This window comes from Pseudomonas sp. NBRC 111131, assembly GCF_001320525.1.
GTDB classification, from domain to species: Bacteria; Pseudomonadota; Gammaproteobacteria; order Pseudomonadales; family Pseudomonadaceae; genus Aquipseudomonas; species Aquipseudomonas ceruminis.
Window position 1 is genome coordinate 110,288 of the sequence record NZ_BCBH01000007.1, and the last position, 22,414, is coordinate 132,701.

Below are 22,414 nucleotides of genomic sequence, written 5' to 3' on the forward strand. Positions count from 1 at the left end.
GACCACCATGATTTCATTACCAATCGATGCCGTGTTGCCCGCCCTGCGCCAGGCCCTGGAAAACCGCGACGAAGCCGTGCTCGAAGCCCCCCCCGGCGCCGGCAAGACTACCCGCGTGCCGCTGGCGCTGCTGAACGAGCCCTGGCTGGCGGGGCAGACCATTCTCATGCTCGAACCCCGGCGGTTGGCCGCCCGTGCGGCGGCCGAGCGGTTGGCAAGCGAACTGGGTGAGCAGGTTGGTCAGACGGTCGGCTACCGCATCCGCCTTGAAAGCAAGGTCGGCCCGCGCACCCGGATCGAAGTCGTCACGGAAGGTATCCTGGCTCGTCGGCTCCAAGATGATCCTGCCCTGGATGGCGTAGGCCTTGTCATCTTTGACGAGTACCACCTGCGCAGCCTGGACGCTGATCTTGCCCTTGCGCTGTGTTTGAGTGGCCGGGAGCTCCTGCGTGATGAGCCACCACTGAAGCTGCTTCTGATGTCCGCAACGCTCGAAGGCGATCGGCTTTCGAAGGCCCTGGGTGACGCTCCCGTGATCACCAGTGAAGGGCGAATGCATCCCGTCTCGACGGTTTGGGGTAGCCCCTATCAGCCGGGCGAGCGAATCGATGCGAGGGTCACTGACACCTGCTTGGCTGCCATCAACGAACAGGCTGGAAGCGTTCTGGTTTTCCTTCCTGGGCAGGCAGAGATTCGGCGGGTGGCAGAGACACTCAAAGAGCAGTTGAGCAGCCGTCCCGACGTGATCGTATGCCCGCTGTACGGTGACCTTGACCTGAACACACAGCGTGCTGCGATAGACCCGCCACCCAAAGGCTCCCGGAAGATCGTACTGGCTACGAACATCGCCGAGACCAGCTTGACCATCGAAGGCGTCAGGGTCGTGGTGGACAGTGGTCTGGAGCGAGTGCCGAAGTTCGATCCTCGCAGTGGCATGACCCGACTCGACACGCAGCGAATCTCGAAGGCCAGCGCTACCCAGCGTGCGGGGCGAGCAGGGCGCCTGGAGCCAGGCGTCTGCTATCGCCTGTGGTCGGAGTCGCAGCACGAGCAAATGGCCGGCTACAGCACTCCAGAGATCCTGCAGGCGGATCTCGCAGCCCTGGCACTCCAGTTGGCCCGGTGGGGAATGAAGCCGGAAGAGATGACCTGGCTCGACCAACCTCCATCAGCTCCTTTTGGCCAAGCCAGAGACCTGCTGAAGCGTCTGGGCGCACTCGACGATGCTGGACAGCTCACACCGCACGGATCAGCCATGAGCGAGCTCCCGGCGCATCCACGGATCGCCCACATGCTCCTCAAAGGCAATGCGATGGGGCTGGATGACTTGGCGTGCAACATCGCGGCTGTGCTGGGTGAAAAGGACATCCTGCGTGGAACAGGTGCCGACCTTCACACCAGGCTGAGTGCCTTGTCAGGCGAGCAACATTCACGTCGTAGTGGGGGTTCCCTCCAGCACGTGAAGCAGTCTGCTCGGCAGTACCGATCTCTGCTGCGTGGGAAGGCCTCCAGCCCCGTCAGCGAGCCCGATCACCCACGATGGGTAGGGTGCCTCCTGGCGTTCGCCTACCCTGACCGAATAGGCCTGCAGAGGCGTGCAAGTGCATCCGAGTACCGTCTCTCCAACGGGCGCGCCGCAGTGTTTTCTGAGCCAGACGCCCTGATTAAGCATGAGTGGCTGGTGGTGGCCGACCTGGGAAGCCGGCAAGGTCAACGTGAGGAACGGATCTACCTGGCCAGTGACCTTGATCCGGCCCTGTTCGATGACGAGTTGGCTGACCTTGTGAGGTCAGTCGACGAGGTCGATTGGGATGAAAGGGAAGGGATGCTCCGGGCTGAGCGGCAACGGAAGGTGGGGCAGTTGGTTATCTTTTCAACGGCGCTGCCAAGCCTGGATGAACACGCCCGTTCGCTCGCGCTAGTCAGCCTCGTAAGGCGCAAGGGCATCGAACTGCTGCCCTGGAACCCAGAGTTGCGGCAATGGCAAGCGCGGGTGGAACTGCTGCGTCAGCTGGATAGCCAGAATGGCCAGGCCGACAGCAAATGGCCTGATCTGAGCGACAACCATCTGCTGGATACGCTCGAGCAGTGGCTCACGCCATACTTGGGAAAGGTCACCCGGCTCAGCCATTTCAGCCAGTTGGATATGTCTTCGATAGTCAGGAATCTACTGCCCTGGCCGCTTCCACAAGCGCTGGAGGCCCAGGCACCTCAGGCGATTCACGTGCCGTCTGGCTCGAGTATCCGCATCGACTACTCGCAGCACCCGCCAGTCCTAGCTGTACGGTTGCAGGAGCTGTTTGGGCTTTCTGAAACACCTCGAATCGCCCAAGGAAGGCAGCCACTGATGCTGCACCTGTTATCACCGGCTCGCAGGCCTGTCCAAATCACCCAGGATCTCGCCAATTTCTGGCGTAGTACCTATGGGGAAGTGAAGAAGGATCTTAAAGGCAGATACCCCAAGCACTATTGGCCTGACGATCCCTTGGTGGCTGAGGCGACGGCCCGAGCCAAGCCTAGAAAAGTCTGATGAGGGGGCCGCCTTCCAGCCAAGAGCCTGGTGGGGGCAGCCCCGGTAAGGCTCGTGAACACCTGTTACTGCCATGCACCAGTTTTTAACAACTTGTTACTTTGTGCCTCAATACTGTGCACAGTCTCTCTTCTTTCAGCGAATTCTCCCTGTCCCCGTTCAGTTGCATCTCGCAAAAATTCCTTCCCAGCCCTTGGCTCACCTGTTTCCAGCACCTCTCGGCGGTAACCGGCAGAGCCTGGATTAGGGTTGGCAACAACATTGCATATGCTTGTATGTACAAGTAAGCATGTGTGAAGGGGAGTTGGTTCTACTGACCCTCTTTGCGCTCAAGATCGCATCGCCCTGTAGGCCTTATAGCCGCTACTGGACTGAGTTGGATTGATCGCTGAGGAGTCTTGTTGTGACTGACAATAGCCAGAAACCTACGAAGTACCGTGCTACCAGTATCCGCGCTGCCTGCGGTAACACGCTCACAGCCAAGAGCTGGGTGACCGAAGCGCCGCTGCGAATGTTAATGAACAACCTTGACCCAGATGAACAAGCCACCAGCCTGAATGACGCATTGGCCCACCTCGAAAAATATACCAAGGAAGGCAAGGCCATCTCCATCGCGCTGTTGGGTAACGCGGCCGAGATTTTCCTGGAGCTGGTAAAGCGCGGTGTGCGTCCAGACATGGTCACCGACCAGACCAGCGCTCATGACCCTCTCAACGGTTACCTTCTGGCCGGCTGGACGTGGGACGAATACCGCGCTCGCGCCAAGTCCGAGCCCGCTGCTGTCGTGGGCCGATTTGGGCAGGAGCCCTAAAGGTTCTGATGCTGGCTGCCGGCGCCTTGGGCGCCGGGTGTCTTCAAATATCGTGGGAAGCACTTCATGAATCTCTTACAGATGCTCAGTTTCGGCGATAACGGTTGGGGGATGGCGTTGCTTAAAGCTGCGCTCATGACATTGCTGTTGACGATTGCAGCAATGGTCGTTGGAGCGCTGGTCGGCAGCGTCGTAGCTATGGCCAAACTCTCGAAACGTCGTCTGTTGCGCGGCGCGGGAGACGCTTATTCAATCCTGTTCAGAGGGATTCCGGAGCTGTTGGTGATTTACCTGTTTTATTTTGGCGGGGCCAGTGTGATTTCGGCGATCAATCATTGGTTCGGAGGCGAGGGATATATCGACGTACCCCCTTTTCTGGTGGGGGTCATCGCGGTAGGGCTGATTTCGGCGTCTTATCAGGCTGAAGTCTATCGAGGTGCCTTCACCGCCGTTAACAAGGGTGAACTTGAAGCGGCGCTGGCTATTGGCATGCCTCGGAGGATGCGAATTCGAAGGGTATTGATGCCACTGATTTGGCGTTATGCATTGCCGGGGCTCGGAAACGTCTGGCAAATGAGCCTAAAGGACTCGGCGCTCATCTCGGTGATCGGGTTGGTGGAGCTTATGCGGGCCAGCCAAGTGGCGGCAGGCTCTACTCGCCAGTACTTCACCTTCTACATCGTTGGCGGGATCTGCTACTTGATCCTGACCGGGCTTTCGGGCCGCCTATTGAACATTGCCGAGTCGCGTGTGCAGCGTACGCAGCGGCGCCATTCTGCACAATCCTGAGAAGGGGACGCTTCCAATGATCGACATTGCCTTTCTTGCCGACACGATGCAAAAGTTGCTGGGCGCCTTGCCCATCACACTGGCGTTGTTTTTCTCATCCCTGTTGCTGGGGTTGGTGCTTTCTGTGGGCGTCGTCTCCATGCGCGTTAGTCGCTGGCCATTCCTGAGTTACCCCGCGCGGTTCTATATCATGCTGTTTCGTGGTACGCCGCTGCTGATACAGATGTTCTTGATCTACTACGGCCTGGGCCAATTTCCGGCTATTCGCGACAGTTTCCTGTGGGTGGTGCTCAAGTCACCGTATGGCTGCGCAGTCGTGTCGCTGGCACTTTGCACGGCGGGTTATACCGCTGAGATTATTCGAGGCGGCCTGCAAAGCATACCGCCGGGCCAGATTGAAGCGGGCCAGGCGGTTGGTATGAATTCCTGGACACTCCTGTGGCGGATTATTTGCCCTATAACCCTACGCCAAGCGCTTCCGGCCTACTCCACCGAGGCCATTCTGTTGGTCAAATCCACTGCCCTCGCCAGTCTGGTCACCGTATGGGATGTAACCGGCGTGGCTCAACAAATTATTCAGCGTACCTATCGCACCATGGAAGTATTTATTTGTGCTGCGCTGATTTACTTGATTCTCAACTTTCTCGTTGTGCGCATCGTGGCGTGGATTGAGCACAGGTTGTCCCCGCACCTGCACGAACGGCCACAAGACGCTCCCGCAAAGCGGACGCCTGAAGCAACTTCCCATTCCTGATTGCAACGGAGCTTATCATGAGTACTCAAAATCAGAGCGCCCTATCGGTTTCCAACATTCATAAAGCCTTTGGTTCGACACAAGTCCTCAAAGGTATTTCGTTGGACGCTCATAAGGGTGACGTGATTTCTATCTTGGGTGCCAGTGGTTCAGGCAAAAGCACCTTTCTGCGTTGCATCAATCTGTTGGAGACACCCGATGAGGGGCGCATTGTCCTTGATGGCGAAGCCATAGAAATGAAACGCCACCCCAACGGTCGCTTGCTTCCTGGGAATGCTCGCCAGGTTGAAAGTATGCGCAGCCGGTTAGGTATGGTGTTTCAAGGGTTCAACCTGTGGTCGCATATGACCGTATTGCAAAATGTTATTGAGGGCCCGATGCGCGTCCTCAAGCGCTCGAAGGCGGAGTGTGTGGAAGAGGCGGAGCAGTTGTTGCAGAAAGTAGGGCTCTATGACCGACGCAACTATTACCCGGCACACTTGTCCGGTGGGCAGCAGCAGCGTGTGGCGATTGCCCGTGCCCTGGCGATGAACCCTCAGGTAATGCTCTTCGATGAACCGACTTCGGCGCTGGACCCGGAGTTGGTGGGTGAGGTGTTGCGTGTGATGCGTTCGTTAGCGGAGGAAGGCCGGACAATGTTGGTGGTCACGCACGAGATGGGCTTTGCCCGTCATGTCTCAAACCGTGTGGTGTTCATGGCTAACGGTCTGATCGACACCCAAGGTAGCCCTGCTGATTTGTTCGAAGGGCTACCGACTGAGCGTTTCCGCCAGTTTGTCAGTAGCCATAGCCAAAGAAATACAGAGTGAACGCTGTTCGTTGTGCCGCGAATGCCACATGAGGGTCGGCTCCGCATGTTGACTCAAACCATGGATGATCAAGCCTCCCGCCGCCTCGGATGATGCGCGGCAACCATTTCGACGTCGGCTATGGCCATTGTTGAGATGGGCGGGGGGCTAAAACCGCTTAGCAGTGTACAGAGCATCACCAAAAATGGACGTGAGGCAGGCTGAACAGGGAAGAGGAAGGAGAACGGATGGTGGCAGTGGGCGTGAGTGGCCCAGCAACAAGAGAGTGCTGGGCACACGTGTTCAAGATTTAGGCGTGAGGTCAACCTTGAACCATTTTTCGCTGAGATTCTTCACGGTACCATCACTGATAGCTTGTTTGAGAGCCTCATCAAATTTTGCTTTCAGATCAGCGTCACCTTTACGGAACCCCAACCCTTCACCTTCACCCCATATCGGGCCTTTGATTTCGGGGCCGGTATAGGCCAGGCCCTTGTTTTCGGGCTTGGACATGATGGAATCCAAAAAGGTTACGTCGTCAAAAATAGCATCAATGCGACCGGATTGGAGATCGAGGATGGCATCTGCTGAGGTGTTATATTCACGAATGGTAGCGACATCTTTGAAGTTCTCATCGATGAATTTCGTGTAAACAATGCCTGAAGCAATGCCGATGGTTTTGCCTTTCAAAGCCGTCCGTAACGCCTCTACACCTTCTCGGATTTCTTTCGGATCTGTCCCTAGCGTAACAGCGTTGCTCGCCCCAGGTTTGCCAGGAAGAAGTGCGGCATCCAGGGCGACAAAACTGGCGGGTGTTTGAGCATAGGGGATTGAAAAGGCCATGACCTTTTTCCGGTCTTCGGTGATGACAATCGCATCCATCAACACGTCGAATTTACCCGCGTTGAGGCTCGCGATCATGCCATCCCAGTTCTGGACGACGATGTTGCATCGCAGCTTCATCTTTTCGCAGAGATGATCCATGAGCTCGGGCTCAAAGCCACTGATTTTTCCACCTGGTAATGTCAGATTCCAAGGCTCGTAAGCACCTTCGGTTGCGATATTAATGGATGTCCACTCTTTTGCCTGCAACACAGAGCTCCCTGCCAACGCCATTGCAGCTATAGCCATAGAACCTAACCAACGCGATTTTTTATATACCATTTTGTTTTTCCAATACCTTATATTGATAAGCTTGTGGTTGCGGCCCGGTTGAGCTTGGGCGTAGGCGCTACCGTTATGTGTCGAAGGCTGGGTCTTGTGGTTGCTCACTCCTCTTTTACTAGGTTCTGTACGAAAAGTCGGTGCGGGTAGAATTGCCGCCATGATTGGCTGGAGGCCCGCATGGCAAAGCGCTACGAACTCCCCGATGCAGCCTGGGAGTTGATCAAGGATCTCGTTTCCCCGGAACAGAAGATGGGCCGGCCGCGCAGTGATGATCGTCTGTTGCTCAACGGAATCTTCTGGATTCTCTGTTCCGGTGCCGCCTGGCGCGACCTGCCGGAGCGTTTCGGCCCGTGGTCAACGGTATATCAACGGTTCCGTGATTGGCGAGACGATGGCACGTTTGACCGAGTACTTGAGCGGTTGCACGTCCGGTTGAATCAGGAAGGCCTGATCGATCTGGACACCTGGATGATCGACTCCACTGCAGTACATGCAACCCGAGCCTCGTCAGGTGCCGGGAAAAAGGGGGGCCAGAAGAACCGGTAGACCATGCGTTGGGACGTAGCCGAGGCGGCTTGACCACCAAGATTCACTTAATCTGCGATGCCAATGGGATACCTCTTCGCTTTGTGCTGTCGCCAGGACAGGCCAGCGATATTGCACATGCTCAGCCGCTCTTGGACCAGGTGCGTATCCCCGGAAAGCCGGGACGGCCTCGTAAGCGCTGCCGTTGGTTACTGGCTGACAAAGGTTACGATGCCGAACATCTGCGCCAGTACTGCGACCGTTACCGCATGCAACCGGTAATTCCGCAGCGCACCATGAAACGCAAACCCAAGCCGGGGCTACCCAGGCTTTTTGATCGCCCGAAATACCGGCAACGGAACATCATCGAGCGTATGTTTGGCTGGCTGAAAGAGAGCCGGAGGATCGGCACCCGCTACGACAAGCTCGCCAGAAGTTTTGGCGCGATGGTCACGCTGGCTTGCGCGCTGCGATGCTTACGACAGTACTTTTCGTACAGAACCTAAAATCCAGTATGTACGCTGAGCGTGCACGAAGTGATGTTTGAGGTGCGGTAGATATAAGCAAGAATGTTGCCAGTTCTAAATTGGCCCTAACCGCCTGATTTTTCGAGGCCCGTGTGGATAGGGGGTTTTATGTTGCCTCTTTATGGGTCAATAAGTAGCGCTGTGAGCACATTAGGCTCATTTGGTCACCGTCGCATGCGCCTATAGGTGGGTCCAACCAGAGGTTACCCGCTGCCCGTTTTCAATGTGATGAAATTGTCTACAAAAATGGGTTTGAAACCCAAGTGTTCGAGAAACCTCGACATCCCTGCTACTGAGAGTGATAGGGTTGCTGTATTGATAAGTGGATGACACAGTAGCCGTTCCGACAACCAAATCGATGGGTCTATCACCACTTGTGTGAGGCGTGCTGAATCATTACACAGGGCCAGCAAAGAAACGGCTCCGCGTTCAACGCCGAGGGTTTCCATCAGGCGACCAGAAGAGGCGAACCTTAGGCCTTTGATGCCCAGTGTTTGTGAGAGCGCATGCAGGTCAAGCCGCTGATGGCTCTTGATAACTACCAAGGTGTGATGATTTCCTTTTTTGTCACACAAGAAAATATTTTTAAGCGATTCGCCCTGGATGGCGATGTTCAAGCGCGCTGCGTCCTCACACGTGTGAACCGCTTCGTGCTCTACGTACTCATAGGGAATTGAAAGGGCGTCCAGTAACTGAGTGGCGCTAGTTGAATGGCGCATGGTGAGGGCTCGCTCGCACTACGGGGTTGAACTTTTACCGATGGTTTTTTGTTGTATGCCAAAAAGCCTGCCACTCAGAAAGTGGCAGGCCGGGCAATTTCCACGCTGCTAGTTCAGGTGTTTTGAAAGAAGCGCGTTGATCTTGCCGCTCCGAACGTGATCAATGACACTGACCATGTCGTTGTAGAAAACGCGATCATTATCCGCTACGGGGACTTCGGTTCTGACCAGGTCATAGACTGCTTTGGTGGTACTCGATGCCTTGGTCACGTCATGGAAGTCAAGCGCCTGGCAGCCGACCAGTAGTTCAATGGCGAGGACGGATTCCAATTTCTGGGACACTTTGTAGGCTTTGATCGCTGCATTGTAGGCCAGACTTACCGGGTCCTCCTGGTTGCCACAGGTAGAGACACTATCAACAGAGGAGGGGTAAGACAGCGTTTTCATTTCTGCGTACAAACCGGCTGCCGTGTACTGCACGATCATGTACCCGCTATTTAGGCCAGGGTTGCGAACCAAAAATGCTGGCATCTCGCTGAAGTGCGAGTTGACCATGCGGTCAGTCCGCCTTTCGGATATTTTTGCGAGGTTGGTAAGGGCGACACACAGGGTGTCCGCCGAAATACCTACGTAGGTGCCATCAAAGTTTGCACCCGAAATGGCAATCCCGTCGTCATCCCCCAAGGGGTAAATAACAGGGTTATCGCCAGACGATCTTATTTCGCGCTCAATGCTGTCCCGGGTGTAGTTGATGAACTGCTTGGAGGCGCCGTGCACTTGAGGGATCGCTCGAAGGCTATACACATCTTGTAGGCGGTAATCGATGTTTTCATCGACTAACTTGCTGTCCTTGAGAATGGTCTTTATGGTGGCTGCTGTGGCTGCCTGTTCTGTGTGGGCTTTGATCGAGTGATAGCGGGGGTCGAAGGCTCGGATGGTGCCTTTGAGTGCTTCAAGTGACAGAGCGGCCGCAACGTCTGCGACCTCAGCGGCTTGCATGGCATTGTAAAGCGCCAGGATGGTAATGCCGGTCACCGAGGTGGTGCCGTTCAACATCGCGAGGCCTTCTTTGCACTGCAAATCTGTTGGTTCCAGTCCAACTTGTTTTAAGGCGGTGGCGCCGTCAATGAGTTCACCACCTTTAACGCTGGCACGGCCTTCACCGAGCAGAACCAGCGCCAGATGGCCTTCTACCGCCAGATAGCCTACCGATCCTTCGCCTGGGGCATAGGGCACGACATCATTGTTCAATAGGCCAGCGATCAATTCGAGCAGTTCAAAGCGGACCCCTGAGTAACCTTTGCCCAAACTGATCAGGATCATCAACTGGATCGCGCGTACCTGTTCACGGGCGAGGGGCTCCCCCACAGCGACCGCGTGGGACCGTACAATATTGACTTGTAACTCTTTTGCATTTTCGGGCGATATCACATGCTTGACGTTATCGCCGAACCCCGTCGTTAAGCCATACACCAAGCGATTCTCATCAAGGAAGCGCTCAATCAACCCCCGTGATTTTTTCACCCGGGTGACGTAGCTGTCCGCAAATGAGACTTTGGCTGCGTACCGGGCGACTGCCACGAATTCTTCAATTGTCGGCTCTCGGTCGCCTAGAACAACGTGAGTGATCTGCTGGGGCATGACGTTCATCGAAGACTCCAAAAATGAAAAGTTGACGGGCTGGTTGGCAGCGCATCGCCCCACCCTGAGCCTGAATTGAGCTTAAGGGTTGCCTTCGTTGAAGAAAATATGGCATTTCCTGTGAGTTTTTGTAGAATTTCTAAACTATTTTGGAGGCCACCATGAGCCGTCTACCTCCCTTGCGAGCGCTGCAGGTGTTTGAAACCGTTGGCCACTGCGGAGGGATATCTCAGGCGGCCAGGCGTTTAGGTATTTCGGTTGGCGCGGTAAGCCAGCAAATGAAATTGCTCGAAGACGCTTTGGGCATGAAGTTGACGCTAAAGGATGGGCAGCGTATTCGGCTGAACACGGTCGGCGAGCGATTCCATGCGCGTTGCTCGACAGCGTTTGAAGAGCTGAGGGTGGCGGTTTCCGAAGCTGAAAGGGCAAAAAATCCAAACAACCTGTATGTCAGTTGTTTGCCTTCATTGATGGTCAAATGGCTCGCACCGCTCGTCGACGAGTGGGGGAGTGGCGAGAGTGATCTGGATATTTATCTCGACAGTACGCTAGAGGATACCTCGGAGGAGGAAATCGCCGATTTCAGGATAGGTTATGGGGAACACCCTCAGCACGCAGCGCACAGTGTGCTCCTCTTCAGAGACTGCGTTGTACCTACCTGTTCACCGCTTCTGCTGGAAAGGGTAGGGTGTGCGCGTGAACTGCTTGAGCACCGGCTGATAGGGATTGACTCTCGCCCGAAATTTGATTCACCGCCCTCTTGGACACAATGGTTCGAGGCATTGGAGGGTGAGACGGGAGTGCCCATCGCCATACGCCGAAACTACTCCTCCTCCAGTGCTGCTATTCAGGCGGCCATCGATCAGCAAGGCATTGTATTAGCCCAATTCTCAATGATTGCACGTGATGTGGGTGCCGGCCGATTGGTAATCCCCTGGCCGTTCGCTGTACCTCTCCCTGCGCCCTACTATTTAAGTTGGCATCCAAATACGCTTCACAAGCACCAATGCCGAGCGTTCCAGCGGTGGATAATCGGGCAGGGGCAAAAGCAGGATAAAATTACGGCTGCAATGCTTGTTGATTCTTGGCCTTCTGCGGTCATGGATCACTCGTAGATCCCTCGCCTCAGTCGCTCCCGCAGCACGCGTGATGGCAGGTTCGTGAGGGTGATCAAGTACTCTCGCACTGCTTTTAGAATCAGTTTTAATTTATTTATAACAAAACGATCTGCAAGTTTTCCGCGCCTCGCGCCACAGGCATCAGGAAACCGGAAAACCTGCAGGCCACCGCCAATGCCTTTTTACCTCGACGATGCCCAGCGCGAAGACTTGCTGCGCTTGCAACGCAGCTTCACCGGACGCACCGAATGGCCAACCTGGCTGCTGCTGGCGCTGGTCTACGGCGGCTGGTTTGCCATGTTGCCATTGAGCCACCTGCTGGGCGTCTGGCTCACCACGGCTGTGCTGATCCCGCTGCTGGTGTTGTGGCTGTCGTTGCAGCATGAACTGCTGCATGGCCACCCCACGCGCCTGAACTGGCTGAACAAAGCCCTGGGCTACATGCCCTTTGCCGTCTGGTACCCCTACACCCTGTATCGCGACAGCCACCTGCGCCACCACCGCGATGAGGACTTGACCGTGCCCGGCCTCGACCCGGAGAGCCGTTACCTGAGCGCCCACCACTGGCAACGCAGCGGTGCTGTGGTGCGGGGGCTTTCGTGGTTTGGCAAGACGGTGCCGGGGCGGCTGTTGATCGGCGCGCCACTGGCCTTGTTCGGCCTGGCGCGCGAGGAGTTGGCGCGGATGGCCCGCGGCGATCGCCAGGCCTGGGCCATGTGGGCGACCCATGGCGTGTGCTGCGTGCTGATGCTCGCCCTGGTTGCCCGCTTCAGTGCGCTCTCGGTGGCGCATTACCTGTTCCTGGTCAGCGTGCCGGCGCTGGGGGTGGCGATGCTTCGTTCGTTCTACGAGCACCGGCCCAGCCTGCGCCCGGAGCAGCGCACGGTCATCAACGAGGCGGGCCGGCCCTGGTCGTGGCTGTTCCTGCACAACAACCTGCACCTGGTGCATCACGATATCCCGGGGCTGCCCTGGTACTTTATCCCCCACGTTTACCGCCAGCACCGCGAGCAATGGCTGGCGCGCAGCGGCGGTTTTCTGGTGCGTGGGTACGGTGAGCTGGTGCGCCGGCACAGCCTGGCACCCATCGACAGCCCCCGACACCCTTTTGCCTGATCTGGAACCCTGCCCATGACTGAAGGATTCGCCGAGCTGTCCATGTACGTCGCCCCGCCGCGGGTGTGTGAGGCCAGCGAGGCCTGGCTGACGCGCATCGTGCAGTTGCTCGATGCCCGTCGCGAACCTGCCGCCGACCTGGAGCCGCTGCAGGTGTGGCGTTCGCCACGCCTGTTGCTGGCGCAAACCTGCGGTTACCCGTTGATGACCCTGTTGCGCGGCCAGGTGCGGCTGATCGGCAAGCCGCGCTACGAACTGCCCCACGCCCAGGCAGGCAACCATTGCAGCCTGGTGTTGGCCCGCGCCGATGACCCGCGCCAGACGCTGGCGGCCTTCTTTGGCAGCCACGGCCTGGTCAACAGCCCGGACTCCAATTCTGGCATGAACCTGTTCCGCCACCTGTTGGCACCCTTGCAACGCGAGGGCCGGTTCTTCGCCGGCGTCACCTTCACCGGCGGCCACCGCAACAGCCTGCGCGCCTTGCGCGAGGGAAGAGGCGACCTGGCGGCGATCGACAGCGTGACCTACGACTACCTGGCCCGCGACCATAGTTCGGAGGTTGACGGCCTGCGCATAGTCGCTCGCACCGCCAGCGGCCCGAACCTGCCTTTCATTGGCCCCTTGGGGTTGAGCGATGAACAGGCCGAGGGCGTGCGCTTGGCGATGAATCGCGCCCTGCGCGAACTGCCGGAGGTGGCCAACGTCTTGGCCATCAGCGAAGTGCTGCCGGCCAGCGAAACCGAATACCAGGTCCTGCTGGAGTACGAGCGCGAAGCAGCGCAACGGGGTCTGCCCGTTCTTGAATAGCTAAATAGAATATAAAAAGCACTTTTAAATATTTTTAAAGAATAAGCGATCCGTCTAGGATCGGCTCACCGGACCACCGGACATACCCCATCTGCATTTTTTATGGAGCGCCCATGTCCGGTCGCGAAAACCCGCACGGCGAGTACGTCGGCAGCCTGTTCCGCAGCCATTATCCGTGGCTGTGCGCACGCTTGCGCCGGCACTTGGGCCCTGGCGCCGAGGACGTTGCCGCCGATACCTTCGTGCAACTGCTCAGCGCCCCCGACGTGGTGCCGATCCAACAGCCGCGCGCGCTGCTGACCACCATTGCCCAGCGCCTGATGTACCAGCTCTGGCGGCGGCGGGACCTGGAGCGGGCTTACCTTGACACCTTGCTGGACGACGAAGAATGCCTGGCGCCGTCACCGGAGTCGCTGGCCCAGATGATCGAAGCGCTGCAAGCGATCGATGCCTTGCTCGATGGGCTACCCGCCAAGGTCAAGGCGACGTTCCTGCTGTCGCAACTCAACGGCCTGACTTATCCACAGATCGCCCAGGAGCTGGGTATTTCTCAGCGCTCGGTGAGCGACTACATGGCCAAGGCCTTCAACCGTTGCCTCAAGCTCTCACTGGACTGACATGCACAACGTCGACGAACAGCAACGCTTGATCGAGCAGGCCACCCAATGGCTGGTCCTGCTGCGCTCAGGGCAGGCCAGTGCCGAGGACTACCTGGCGTTCCAGGCTTGGCGTGGTGAGGACCCGCGGCGTGAGCAACTGTGCCAGCGGCTGGAGATCACCTTGGGCGTATTCCAGGTGCCGCTGGCCTTGGGCATCGACGGCCAGCGGGTCCAGCGCGTGCTGCAGGCGCCTTCCGGGCGTCGGCGGTTCCTCCAGCGGGCGCTGGTCGGCGCGGGGGTAGCAGTGGGTGTGGGCCTTAGCCTCAAGCACTCGCCCTTGCCTGGCCTGGGGCTGGGCGCCGACCTGAGCACCCGCACTGGCGAGCGCCAGAACATTCACCTACCCGATGGCAGCCAACTGCTGCTCAATGCCCAGAGCCAGGCCGATGTACGGTTCGATGCCCAGCAGCGGCTGCTCAGGTGGCGAGGGGGAGAGGGCCGGCTGGAAGTGGTCGACGACGCCCGCCCCTTCGTGGTGCACACCGAAGTCGGCAGCATCAGTGCGCAGTCCGCCCGGCTGCTGTTGCGCGAGCGTGATGGGCTGTGCCGGGTCTGTGCGCTGGCCGGGGTGCTGGAGGTCAGCAACCTGGGCGGTGACCGGCTGCAGTTGCGCAAGGGGCAGGGGGTAAGTTTCGACCGTTTGAGCTTTGCCGCGGTGCTGCCATTGCGCGGTGGCGAAGGGGCCTGGGTCGATGGGCTGCTGGAGGTACGCGATACCCCGCTGGCAGAGGTGATCGACGCGCTGCGGCCCTATCGCCAGGGGGTACTGCGGCTGGAGCCGGCGGTGGCCGGGTTGCGTGTCAGCGGCTTGTACCGGCTGGACCAGAGTGACCTGGTACTCGAAGCGCTGACGCGTACCCTGCCGATCAAGGTCAGCCGGCACAGCCAGTATTGGGTGACTATCTCGGCAGCCTGACACCAATAACACGTGGCACAGGCGCTGGAAATCGCCCGGTTCTAACGACATAACCAATTGATCTGCAAGATTTCCCACCCCCATGCCACACCTCAGTTGTAAACGCTGCCGAGGGGGGCAGTGTCATTGGGTTCCTTGGGGGGAATCGTTGTGCGCCATACCGATAAAAACCGTTCCAGCATTCGTTTCAAACGCAACGCTCTGGCCTTCGGGCCGCTGCTTGGCCTGCTGATCGGCGCCGCTCAGGCTGCCGATCAGCAGGCGTTCCACATCCAGGCCGGCCCGCTTGACGAAGTGTTGCTGAACATCAGCCGGCAAAGCGGCCAGGTGATTTCCTTCTCGCCGGAAGTCGAGCGTTACTCATCGGGCGCCATCGACGGCAACCTTACCGCCGAGCAAGCCGTGGATGCCGCCCTGCGCGGCACCGGCCTGCAACTGCAAGTCAGCCCGGGCGGCGCCTTCATTATCAAGGAAGGCGCTGCTGCGCCCACTACCGCCGCCGCACCGGTCGTGCAAACGTCGGCGCCCAGTGCGCCAACCCTGGACCGGGTCATCGCCATCGGCACCCGGCGCAGCGATGCCACGGCCCTGACCAGCGCAGCGCCGGTGGATGTGATCGACAGCCAGGAACTGGTCAAGACCGGCGCTACCACGCTGAACCAGGCGCTGTTCCAGTTGCTGCCGTCGTTCAACTTCCCGCAGAACCAGAGCGCCACCCGTGGCCAGAACCCCAAGGGGGCCTCGCTGCGCGGCCTGGCGCCGGACCAGACGCTGGTGCTGGTGAACGGCAAGCGCCGCCACGCCTCGGCAGTGGTGAATATCTCCGGTGGCGTGCCGTTCATTGGCGCTCAGCCGGTGGACCTGGACATGATCCCGATCAGCGCCATCGATCACGTCGAGGTGTTGCGTGACGGCGCTTCGGCGCAGTACGGCTCGGACGCGGTGGCGGGGGTCATCAACATCGTGCTCAAGGAGCGCGACAGCGGCGGCCAGTTCAACACGCAGCTGGGCAAGTACGGCCAGGGTGACGGCTTTCGCAAGAACGTCGATGGCTGGTACGGCCTTGGCCTGCCGGGCGACGGTTTCCTGACCTTGAGTTTCAACGGAGTCAACAGCAAGCCCACCGACATCGGCGACAAGTACATCGCCGATGGCCAGTTGCAGGAACACCGCTGGGGCGGTGCCAGCCGCGACAAGTTCAACCTGGCAGCCAACGCCGAGGTGGGCCTGAACGACCAGTGGCGGCTGTACAGCTTCGCCACCTATGGGCAAGACAAATCGATCAACAACACGCCGCCGCTGCTGCGTGACAACCCCAACAACGTGCAGGCGCTGTACCCCGAGGGCACGATCCCGAAGTACCGCTTCCGCTATGAGGACGCCTCGGTCACCGTCGGCTCGCGGTTTGAGGACGAGCAGATCGGCCGCCTGGACATCAGCGCCACGTATGGCCGCGACAAACACGACGAAGTGGCCTTCGACACGCTCAACCCAAGCTATGGGGTGAACAGCCCAACCAAATTCGACATCGCCACCCTGATCAACTCCCAGACCAACCTGGCAGTCGATTACGCCCGCGATGTCGGCGTGGCCTGGTCCACCCACCCGCTCACCGTCTCGGCGGGTGTGGCCTACCGTCGCGAGCAATATGAACTGCAGCCTGGCGATTTTGCCTCCTACTCCTTCGGCGGCATCGACGGTGTACAGGTGGGCGGGGTGCAGGCCTCGGGCCTCACGCCCGACGACGCCGGGACCTACAAGCGCGAGGTCGGCGGTGTGTACTTCGGCCTGGAAAACCAGGTCACCGACAAGTTCCAGGTTGGGGTTGCCGGGCGCAGCGAGCATTATTCCGACTTTGGTTCGGCCACCACCGGCAAGCTCTCGGCGCGTTATGAGTTCACGCCGCAGGTCGGCCTGCGGGGTACCATCAACAGCGCTTACCGCGCACCGACCCTGGGCCAGATCGGTACCTCTTGGACCACCACCACCAACGTCGATGTCAACGGCAACCCGGTGCTGACCCGCATCCTGCCGGTCGACCACCCGGCTGCCCAGGCCCTGGGCGCCCAGTCGCTCAAGCCGGAGAAGTCCACCAACTACTCGCTGGGCCTGGTGCTGCGCCCCACCGAACAAGCTTCGCTGACCATCGACGCCTACCAGATCGACATCCGTGACCGGCTGCTCTACAGCGGCGGCATTTCCGGCCCCGACGCCGAGCGCATCCTCACCGCGGCAGGCTTCGGCCAGTACAGCTGGGCGCAGTTCATGACCAACGCGGCCAACACCCGCACCCGCGGCGTGGACATCGTCGGCAAGTACAACCTGGGCCTTGAGCGCTACGGCGACCTGGCGCTGACTGCCGGCTACACCAAGGCACGCACCACCATCGAGAAGATCCACGGCAACCCCTACGGCTTCGACGTGCTGACCCGCGAAGCCCAGGGCTTCCTCGAGCACGGCTACCCGGAAGACAAGCTGATCCTCGGCGCCACCCACTACTACGGCCCATGGACCATCAGCCTGACCCAGACCCGTTACGGCGAGTACCGCAAGTACGCAGCCTCGGCGGCCAATGCGCAGTACGACCAGACCTTCTCGGCGCAATGGATCACCGACCTGGATGTGAACTACGCGTTCACCAAGCAACTGCGTGTCTCGATCGGTGCCAACAACCTGTTCGACAGCAAACCGGACGACTTCAACACGCGTCTGCGCCAGACCCCTGGCCAGCAATACAGCTACCTGGCGCCGTCCGCGCCGGAAGGGGCGTTCTACTACACCCGGCTGAGCTACGACTTCTAAGAGGTATCGCATGACTGTAATGAAGACACTGCTGGGCGGTGCGCTGCTTGCCCTCGGCCTGCTCGGCCAGCCGGTGACGGCGGCCGAGAAGGCTGAGCCTATCCACTTCGGTGACATCACCTGGGAAAGCGGCAGCCTTATCACCGAGATCCTGCGCACGATCGTCGAGCAGGGCTACGGCTACCCGACCGACACCCTGCCGGGCAGCACGGTGAGCCTGGAAGTGGCCTTGGCCAAGAATGACATTCAGGTGATCGGCGAGGAGTGGGCAGGGCGTAGCCCGTTCTGGGTCAAGGCCGAGGCCGAAGGCAAGGTGTTCGGCCTGGGCGACACCGTCAAAGGGGCCACCGAGGGCTGGTGGGTGCCGGAGTACGTGATCAAGGGCGACCCTGAGCGCGGCCTGGCGCCCCTGGCGCCGGAACTCAAGTCGGTGGCAGACCTGGCGCGCTACAAGGATGTATTCCGCGACCCGGAATCGCCTAACCAGGGCCGCTTCCTCAACAGCCCGACCGGTTGGACCTCGGAGATCGTCAACAGCCAGAAGCTCAAGGCGTATGGCCTGAGCGACAGCTACGTGAACTTCCGTACCGGCTCCGCTGCGGCGCTGGATGCCGAAGTGGCCGCGGCGATCCGCCGGGGCAAGCCGGTGCTGTTCTACTACTGGTCGCCCACCCCACTGCTGGGCCGCTACAAGCTGGTGCACCTGGAGGAGCCGCCGTTCGACGCCGAGGCCTGGAAGACCTTGTCCGACCCGAACAATGCCAACCCCAAGGGTTCACGCTCGCTGCCGGCGCGCCTGGCGATCGGCGTTTCGGCGCCGTTCCATGCGCGCTACCCCGAGTTGGTGGCGTTCTTCGAGAAGGTCGACCTGCCCATCGACCTGCTTAACCAGACCCTCGCCCACATGGCTGAAAAGCGCCTGGAGCCGCGCACCGTCGCGCAGGCGTTTCTACGTGAACAGCCGCAGGTGTGGACCGCCTGGGTACCGGCCGAGGTGGCCAGCAACGTGAACCGGAGTTTGAAATGATTGGACGTATCGTGATTGCCCTGGGCCTGGCATTGACCAGTGCCCTGGCCCAGGCCACCGACCCGCAGGTACTGCGTATCGGCTACCAGAAAAGCTCAGTGAACATGGTGCTTGCCCGCGAGCACAAACTGTTGGAAACGGCGCTGCCTAACACCCAGGTGCAGTGGGTCGAATTCGCAGGTGGCCCGCAGCTGATCGAAGCGCTCAACGGCGGCAGCCTGGACGTGGGCAACATCGGCGACATCCCGCCGATTTTCGCCCAGGCGGCGGGTATCGACCTGCGCTACATCGGCGTTGAGCCCAGCGATGGTCGCGGCGAAGCGATCATTGTGCCCAAGGGCAGCCCGGTGCAGCAGCTGAGCGACCTCAAAGGCAAGCGCGTGGCCCTGCAGCGGGGCTCCAGCGCGCACAGCCTGTTCCTTAAGAGCCTGCTCAAGGCCGGGATGCAACTGAGCGACGTGCAACTGGTGTTTCTGCCAGCGGCCGACGCACGCCCAGCGTTCGAGCAGGGCAAACTCGATGCCTGGGTAATCTGGGACCCGTACTACGCTGCTGCGCTGATCGATGGTAGCGCGCGGTTGCTCAGCGATGGCCAGGACGTGCACCCCAGTGGTACCTATTACATCGCCAGCCACGCGTTCACCGCGCAGCATGGCGATGCCATCGCCGCTGTGCTCGAAGCCTTGCGCCAGGCGCAACGGATCTCGGTCGAACAGCCCGAGGCCAGCATCGACAGCATGACCCGGGTGCTGGGGCTCAAGCGCGAAGTGGTCGAGCGCTTTTTCGAGCACCGCTACAACGCCCCGATCCGCCCGTTGGATGATGCCGCCATCGATACCCAACAGCGTATCGCCGACCTGTTCTTTGCCAACCGCCTGATCCCGCGCGCGGTGCAGGTAGGGGATATCGTCTACCGGCCGTAGTCGATCCCGCACGTGCACCAGGGCAGGGGTTTCAATCGGCCTGTTGGAGGAGGAAGGTGAGGGTCTCGCCTTCCTTCGTATTCAGCAGGTACATGGGCTGCCGGCTGTGGTGCGGCGTATCCAGGAGGGCGCCAACCCGATAGCCCTCGTGGTCGCGCAGGTGGCAGATCAGGCCCTGCTCGGTTTGCTCCAGCGGTTCGATCTTCCAGTCATCGATCACTTCACTTCTCTGGTAGAAGCCCAGGTAGCTGTTGCGGCTCAGCCCAAGCTTTTTCGGCGGGTGCGAGTGGTCGGGCAGGGTGATGTGGTAGTGCAGTCGGTCTTGCGTATGGGACTCGAAGGCAAAGTGCAAGGCCAGGGAGGCGGCGTTGCCGCCTGCCATCAGCCAGTCGTCCTGTGGCGTGATGCCCCAGTGCCATTTATCGCGGCTGCAGCTCAGCCGCAGGGGCACATAGCGGTCGGCTGCAATCGCGTACAGCGAGCCGTGGAACGATCGGGCGTAAGCGCTCTGAAGGGCTTGGTCCATGGGAGTGTCTCCGAGGTCAATGGGCCTTGCACCTTATGGCCCATGGACGTGGCGCTGGAGACAGAACCTTTTCCCGGCATCCCCTCAGGCAGTGCTGTCGCTTTCGAGCAGCATGAACAGGCGATACAGCACCACGGTGCTGAACAGCTGCAGGAAGCCGCTCAGGCTGTCCAGGGCCAGTTGCACGCCGGGTGAAGGGTCGGGGAAGGCCATCAGCAACAGCCCGTCGATCAGCCAGATCGGCGCCAGTACACCGAGCACACAGATCATGATGCGCATGAAATGCCCGGTGGTCATGCGCGCGCTTTCCCGCATCGACTGCACCACTGGCAGGCCACGCAGCACCAGCAGGTACTCGGCGAACACCAGGTTGATCATGATCCATATCCCGGGGAAGACCAGCAGCGCCAGCCCGGCCATGATCAGCAGCGAGCTGATCAGGATCAGCAGGGCCAGTGGTGGCCACACCTGCACGGCGCGGGCGAACAGGTCGCGCTTGGGCACGTCCTGGCCATTGCTGCGGGTGTCGAGGTAGAGGATCAAGGCGGCACTGTAGAGCGGGTAGATCAGCAGGGTGATCAGCATGCCGTAGGCCGGCGAGGCCTGTTCGCCCATCTGCCGGTACAGCAGCTGGGTCAACAGGGATTCCAGCACCACCAGTGGCAGGCACAGCGGGATGATGTTCGCCAGGTGGCGGCGGAAGAAGTACAGGGAGTCGCGCAGAACGCTCAGCGGATTCATCAGTCAACATCGCATGGCAGTAAAAGCAGGGCATAACTTTAGCCCAGAGCGGTCATTTGCTGAAAAAAGTTTCACCCCGCAAGTGATTGAATCCGCTGCCCATGCGCCCCATCTTTGACACGTCCGATGTCCCGCTTCCCATGAGGTAGCCCCATGAACACTGAAGAACAAACCCTGATCGATGGCCTGTTCGGCCGTCTCAAGCAAGCCGAGGACCCAAGCCAGCCACGTGATGCACAGGCACAGGCGCGGATCGAGGAGCACCTGCGCCAGCAGCCGGCGGCGCCTTATTACATGGCCCAGGCGATCCTGGTTCAGGAAGCGGCGATCAAGCGCCTGGACGAGCAGAACAAGCAGTTGGAGGCCGAGCTTCAACAGGCCCGTAGCCAGGCCGAGGCCAGCCGCTCGAGCAGCAACAGCGGCGGTGGCTTCCTGTCCAGCATCTTCGGTGGCGGGTCGCGTAATCCAGAGCCGGCACCGCAGCCACAGCGGCAGTTCTCGCCGCCCGCACCGTCGGCACCGGTGGCCCCGCAAGGTGGCTGGCGTGAGCCGAGTGCACCGGGCTACTCGCAGCCTGCGGCCGCGCAGCCAGGTGTTGGTGCGGCGCCCGCCCGTAGCGGCGCCAGCAGTTTCCTCGGTGGCGCCATGCAGACGGCGGCCGGGGTGGCCGGTGGTGTGTTGCTGGCGCAAGGTATCAGCAGCCTGTTCAGCCACCACTCGCAACCTGAAGAGATCGTCGAGGTGATCAAGGAAGAACCGGCACCGGCCAGTGACACTGGCGGCTGGAATGACCAGGGCGGGCACCAGCAGGTGGCCGACAATGGTGGCTGGGGCAGTGGTCAGGGCGGCTTTGCCGATACTGACTACGACAGCGATGACGGCGGGTTCTTCTCCGACGACGACACCTTCGTCTGAGCGGTCTGGCATACTGCGGGCATTTCCAGGGGCGCTTGGCGCCCCGTTCTGCCGAGGGTATGTAGTGAAGAAGATCGCGCTGTTCGCCGATGTGCAGAACCTCTACTACACCGTGCGCCAGGCCCATGGCTGCCACTTCAACTATGCCGCGCTGTGGGCTGATGTCAGCCGCGAAGGCGAGATCGTCGAGGCTGTGGCGTATGCCATCGACCGGGGTGACAGCAAGCAGCAGCAGTTCCAGCAGATCTTGCGCAACCTGGGGTTCGATGTGCGGCTCAAGCCGTTCATCCAGCGTAGCGATGGCTCGGCCAAAGGGGACTGGGATGTGGGGATCACCCTGGACGTGATCGATGCGGCCAGCCGGGTGGACCAGGTGGTGCTGGCTTCGGGCGACGGCGATTTCGACCTGTTGCTGGAGCGGGTAATCCAGCGGCATGGCGCCGAGGCCGTGGTGTACGGCGTACCTGGGCTTACAGCGCTGTCGCTGATCCGGGCTGCCAGCCGGTATGTGCCGATCGAGGGGCGCTTGTTGTTGAAGCATTGAGTCGGCGGTGGCGGATTGCCCCGGCAATTGTTCCGCTCATTTAATGCTGTTTTGTAACTGATGTTTGCT

At 59.9% G+C, this 22,414-nt stretch carries 20 protein-coding genes and 1 pseudogene; 16 read left to right on the forward strand and 5 right to left on the reverse strand.

The window, feature by feature from the left end:
* Positions 1-7 precede the first annotated feature (7 nt).
* The 5 genes and pseudogenes from hrpB (at position 8) to APH34_RS09335 (ending at position 5,693) form a co-directional block, all read left to right on the forward strand.
* Positions 8-2,530 (forward strand): ATP-dependent helicase HrpB, encoded by a 2,523-nt coding sequence (gene hrpB / locus APH34_RS09315; protein ID WP_054900883.1) that lies wholly within the window; start codon positions 8-10, stop codon positions 2,528-2,530.
* 403 nt (positions 2,531-2,933) lie between these two features.
* Positions 2,934-3,317: pseudogene (locus APH34_RS09320) on the forward strand (hypothetical protein); the annotation flags it as partial.
* Positions 3,318-3,407: 90 nt separating this feature from the next.
* The gene (locus tag APH34_RS09325; RefSeq protein ID WP_054900885.1) at positions 3,408-4,130 is read left to right on the forward strand and encodes an ABC transporter permease; all 723 of its coding nucleotides are present in this window, start codon (positions 3,408-3,410) and stop codon (positions 4,128-4,130) included.
* A gap of 16 nt (positions 4,131-4,146) precedes the next feature.
* Positions 4,147-4,884 carry an ABC transporter permease gene (locus APH34_RS09330; RefSeq protein ID WP_054900886.1) on the forward strand — a complete coding sequence of 246 codons (738 nt, stop codon included), beginning with the start codon at positions 4,147-4,149 and terminating at the stop codon, positions 4,882-4,884.
* A 17-nt stretch (positions 4,885-4,901) separates the two neighbouring features.
* Positions 4,902-5,693: an ABC transporter ATP-binding protein gene (locus APH34_RS09335; RefSeq protein ID WP_054900887.1), complete on the forward strand. Its 792-nt coding sequence runs from the start codon at positions 4,902-4,904 to the stop codon at positions 5,691-5,693.
* A 282-nt stretch (positions 5,694-5,975) separates the two neighbouring features.
* Here APH34_RS09335 and APH34_RS09340 read toward each other — a convergent pair whose 3' ends face one another.
* On the reverse strand, positions 5,976-6,944 hold the full coding sequence (locus tag APH34_RS09340; RefSeq protein WP_256215568.1) for a transporter substrate-binding domain-containing protein: 969 nt from the start codon (positions 6,942-6,944) through the stop codon (positions 5,976-5,978).
* 72 nt (positions 6,945-7,016) lie between these two features.
* Here APH34_RS09340 and APH34_RS28585 point away from each other — a divergent pair.
* Positions 7,017-7,870, forward strand: a protein-coding gene (locus APH34_RS28585; protein WP_156358074.1) for an IS5 family transposase whose coding sequence is annotated in 2 segments (ribosomal slippage) — positions 7,017-7,359 and positions 7,359-7,870 — 855 coding nt in all. Because the reading frame shifts where the segments join, the coding sequence is not laid out codon by codon here.
* Between the two features lie 224 nt (positions 7,871-8,094).
* On the opposite strand, the gene APH34_RS28590 is transcribed toward APH34_RS28585, so the two are convergent.
* Together APH34_RS28590 and hutH are read right to left on the reverse strand one after the other, a co-directional pair.
* Complete coding sequence (locus APH34_RS28590; protein WP_082422754.1) at positions 8,095-8,610, reverse strand: prolyl-tRNA synthetase associated domain-containing protein; 516 nt, start codon at positions 8,608-8,610, stop codon at positions 8,095-8,097.
* Positions 8,611-8,718: 108 nt separating this feature from the next.
* Positions 8,719-10,260: a histidine ammonia-lyase gene (hutH, locus tag APH34_RS09350; protein ID WP_054900890.1), complete on the reverse strand. Its 1,542-nt coding sequence runs from the start codon at positions 10,258-10,260 to the stop codon at positions 8,719-8,721.
* A 152-nt stretch (positions 10,261-10,412) separates the two neighbouring features.
* Here hutH and APH34_RS09355 point away from each other — a divergent pair, with 152 nt between their 5' ends.
* The 8 genes from APH34_RS09355 to APH34_RS09390 all read left to right on the forward strand — a co-directional run bounded on the left by APH34_RS09355 (position 10,413) and on the right by APH34_RS09390 (position 19,619).
* Positions 10,413-11,366: a LysR substrate-binding domain-containing protein gene (locus APH34_RS09355; protein ID WP_054900891.1), complete on the forward strand. Its 954-nt coding sequence runs from the start codon at positions 10,413-10,415 to the stop codon at positions 11,364-11,366.
* 177 nt (positions 11,367-11,543) lie between these two features.
* Positions 11,544-12,485 (forward strand): fatty acid desaturase, encoded by a 942-nt coding sequence (locus APH34_RS09360; protein ID WP_054900892.1) that lies wholly within the window; start codon positions 11,544-11,546, stop codon positions 12,483-12,485.
* Positions 12,486-12,500: 15 nt separating this feature from the next.
* A complete protein-coding gene (locus APH34_RS09365; RefSeq protein ID WP_054900893.1) occupies positions 12,501-13,292 on the forward strand; it encodes a phosphate/phosphite/phosphonate ABC transporter substrate-binding protein in 792 nt (263 codons plus the stop codon).
* Between the two features lie 113 nt (positions 13,293-13,405).
* Positions 13,406-13,909 (forward strand): sigma-70 family RNA polymerase sigma factor, encoded by a 504-nt coding sequence (locus tag APH34_RS09370; protein ID WP_054900894.1) that lies wholly within the window; start codon positions 13,406-13,408, stop codon positions 13,907-13,909.
* 1 nt (position 13,910) lies between these two features.
* On the forward strand, positions 13,911-14,867 hold the full coding sequence (locus tag APH34_RS09375; RefSeq protein ID WP_054900895.1) for a FecR domain-containing protein: 957 nt from the start codon (positions 13,911-13,913) through the stop codon (positions 14,865-14,867).
* Positions 14,868-15,017: 150 nt separating this feature from the next.
* Positions 15,018-17,669, forward strand: coding sequence for a TonB-dependent receptor domain-containing protein (locus APH34_RS09380; RefSeq protein WP_371263302.1), 2,652 nt, complete (start codon positions 15,018-15,020; stop codon positions 17,667-17,669).
* 10 nt (positions 17,670-17,679) lie between these two features.
* Positions 17,680-18,696: an ABC transporter substrate-binding protein gene (locus APH34_RS09385; protein WP_054900896.1), complete on the forward strand. Its 1,017-nt coding sequence runs from the start codon at positions 17,680-17,682 to the stop codon at positions 18,694-18,696.
* Positions 18,693-19,619 carry an aliphatic sulfonate ABC transporter substrate-binding protein gene (locus APH34_RS09390; RefSeq protein ID WP_054900897.1) on the forward strand — a complete coding sequence of 309 codons (927 nt, stop codon included), beginning with the start codon at positions 18,693-18,695 and terminating at the stop codon, positions 19,617-19,619. Before APH34_RS09385 ends, APH34_RS09390 begins: the two co-directional genes overlap by 4 nt.
* A 31-nt stretch (positions 19,620-19,650) precedes the next feature.
* Here APH34_RS09390 and APH34_RS09395 read toward each other — a convergent pair whose 3' ends face one another.
* Both APH34_RS09395 and APH34_RS09400 read right to left on the reverse strand, forming a co-directional pair.
* Complete coding sequence (locus tag APH34_RS09395; RefSeq protein ID WP_054900898.1) at positions 19,651-20,145, reverse strand: hypothetical protein; 495 nt, start codon at positions 20,143-20,145, stop codon at positions 19,651-19,653.
* Positions 20,146-20,229: 84 nt separating this feature from the next.
* Positions 20,230-20,886: a YciC family protein gene (locus APH34_RS09400; protein WP_054900899.1), complete on the reverse strand. Its 657-nt coding sequence runs from the start codon at positions 20,884-20,886 to the stop codon at positions 20,230-20,232.
* A gap of 153 nt (positions 20,887-21,039) precedes the next feature.
* Here APH34_RS09400 and APH34_RS09405 point away from each other — a divergent pair, with 153 nt between their 5' ends.
* Together APH34_RS09405 and APH34_RS09410 are read left to right on the forward strand one after the other, a co-directional pair.
* Positions 21,040-21,801 (forward strand): DUF2076 domain-containing protein, encoded by a 762-nt coding sequence (locus tag APH34_RS09405; protein ID WP_054900900.1) that lies wholly within the window; start codon positions 21,040-21,042, stop codon positions 21,799-21,801.
* 64 nt (positions 21,802-21,865) lie between these two features.
* Positions 21,866-22,345 carry an NYN domain-containing protein gene (locus tag APH34_RS09410; RefSeq protein WP_054900901.1) on the forward strand — a complete coding sequence of 160 codons (480 nt, stop codon included), beginning with the start codon at positions 21,866-21,868 and terminating at the stop codon, positions 22,343-22,345.
* Positions 22,346-22,414: the final 69 nt, after the last annotated feature.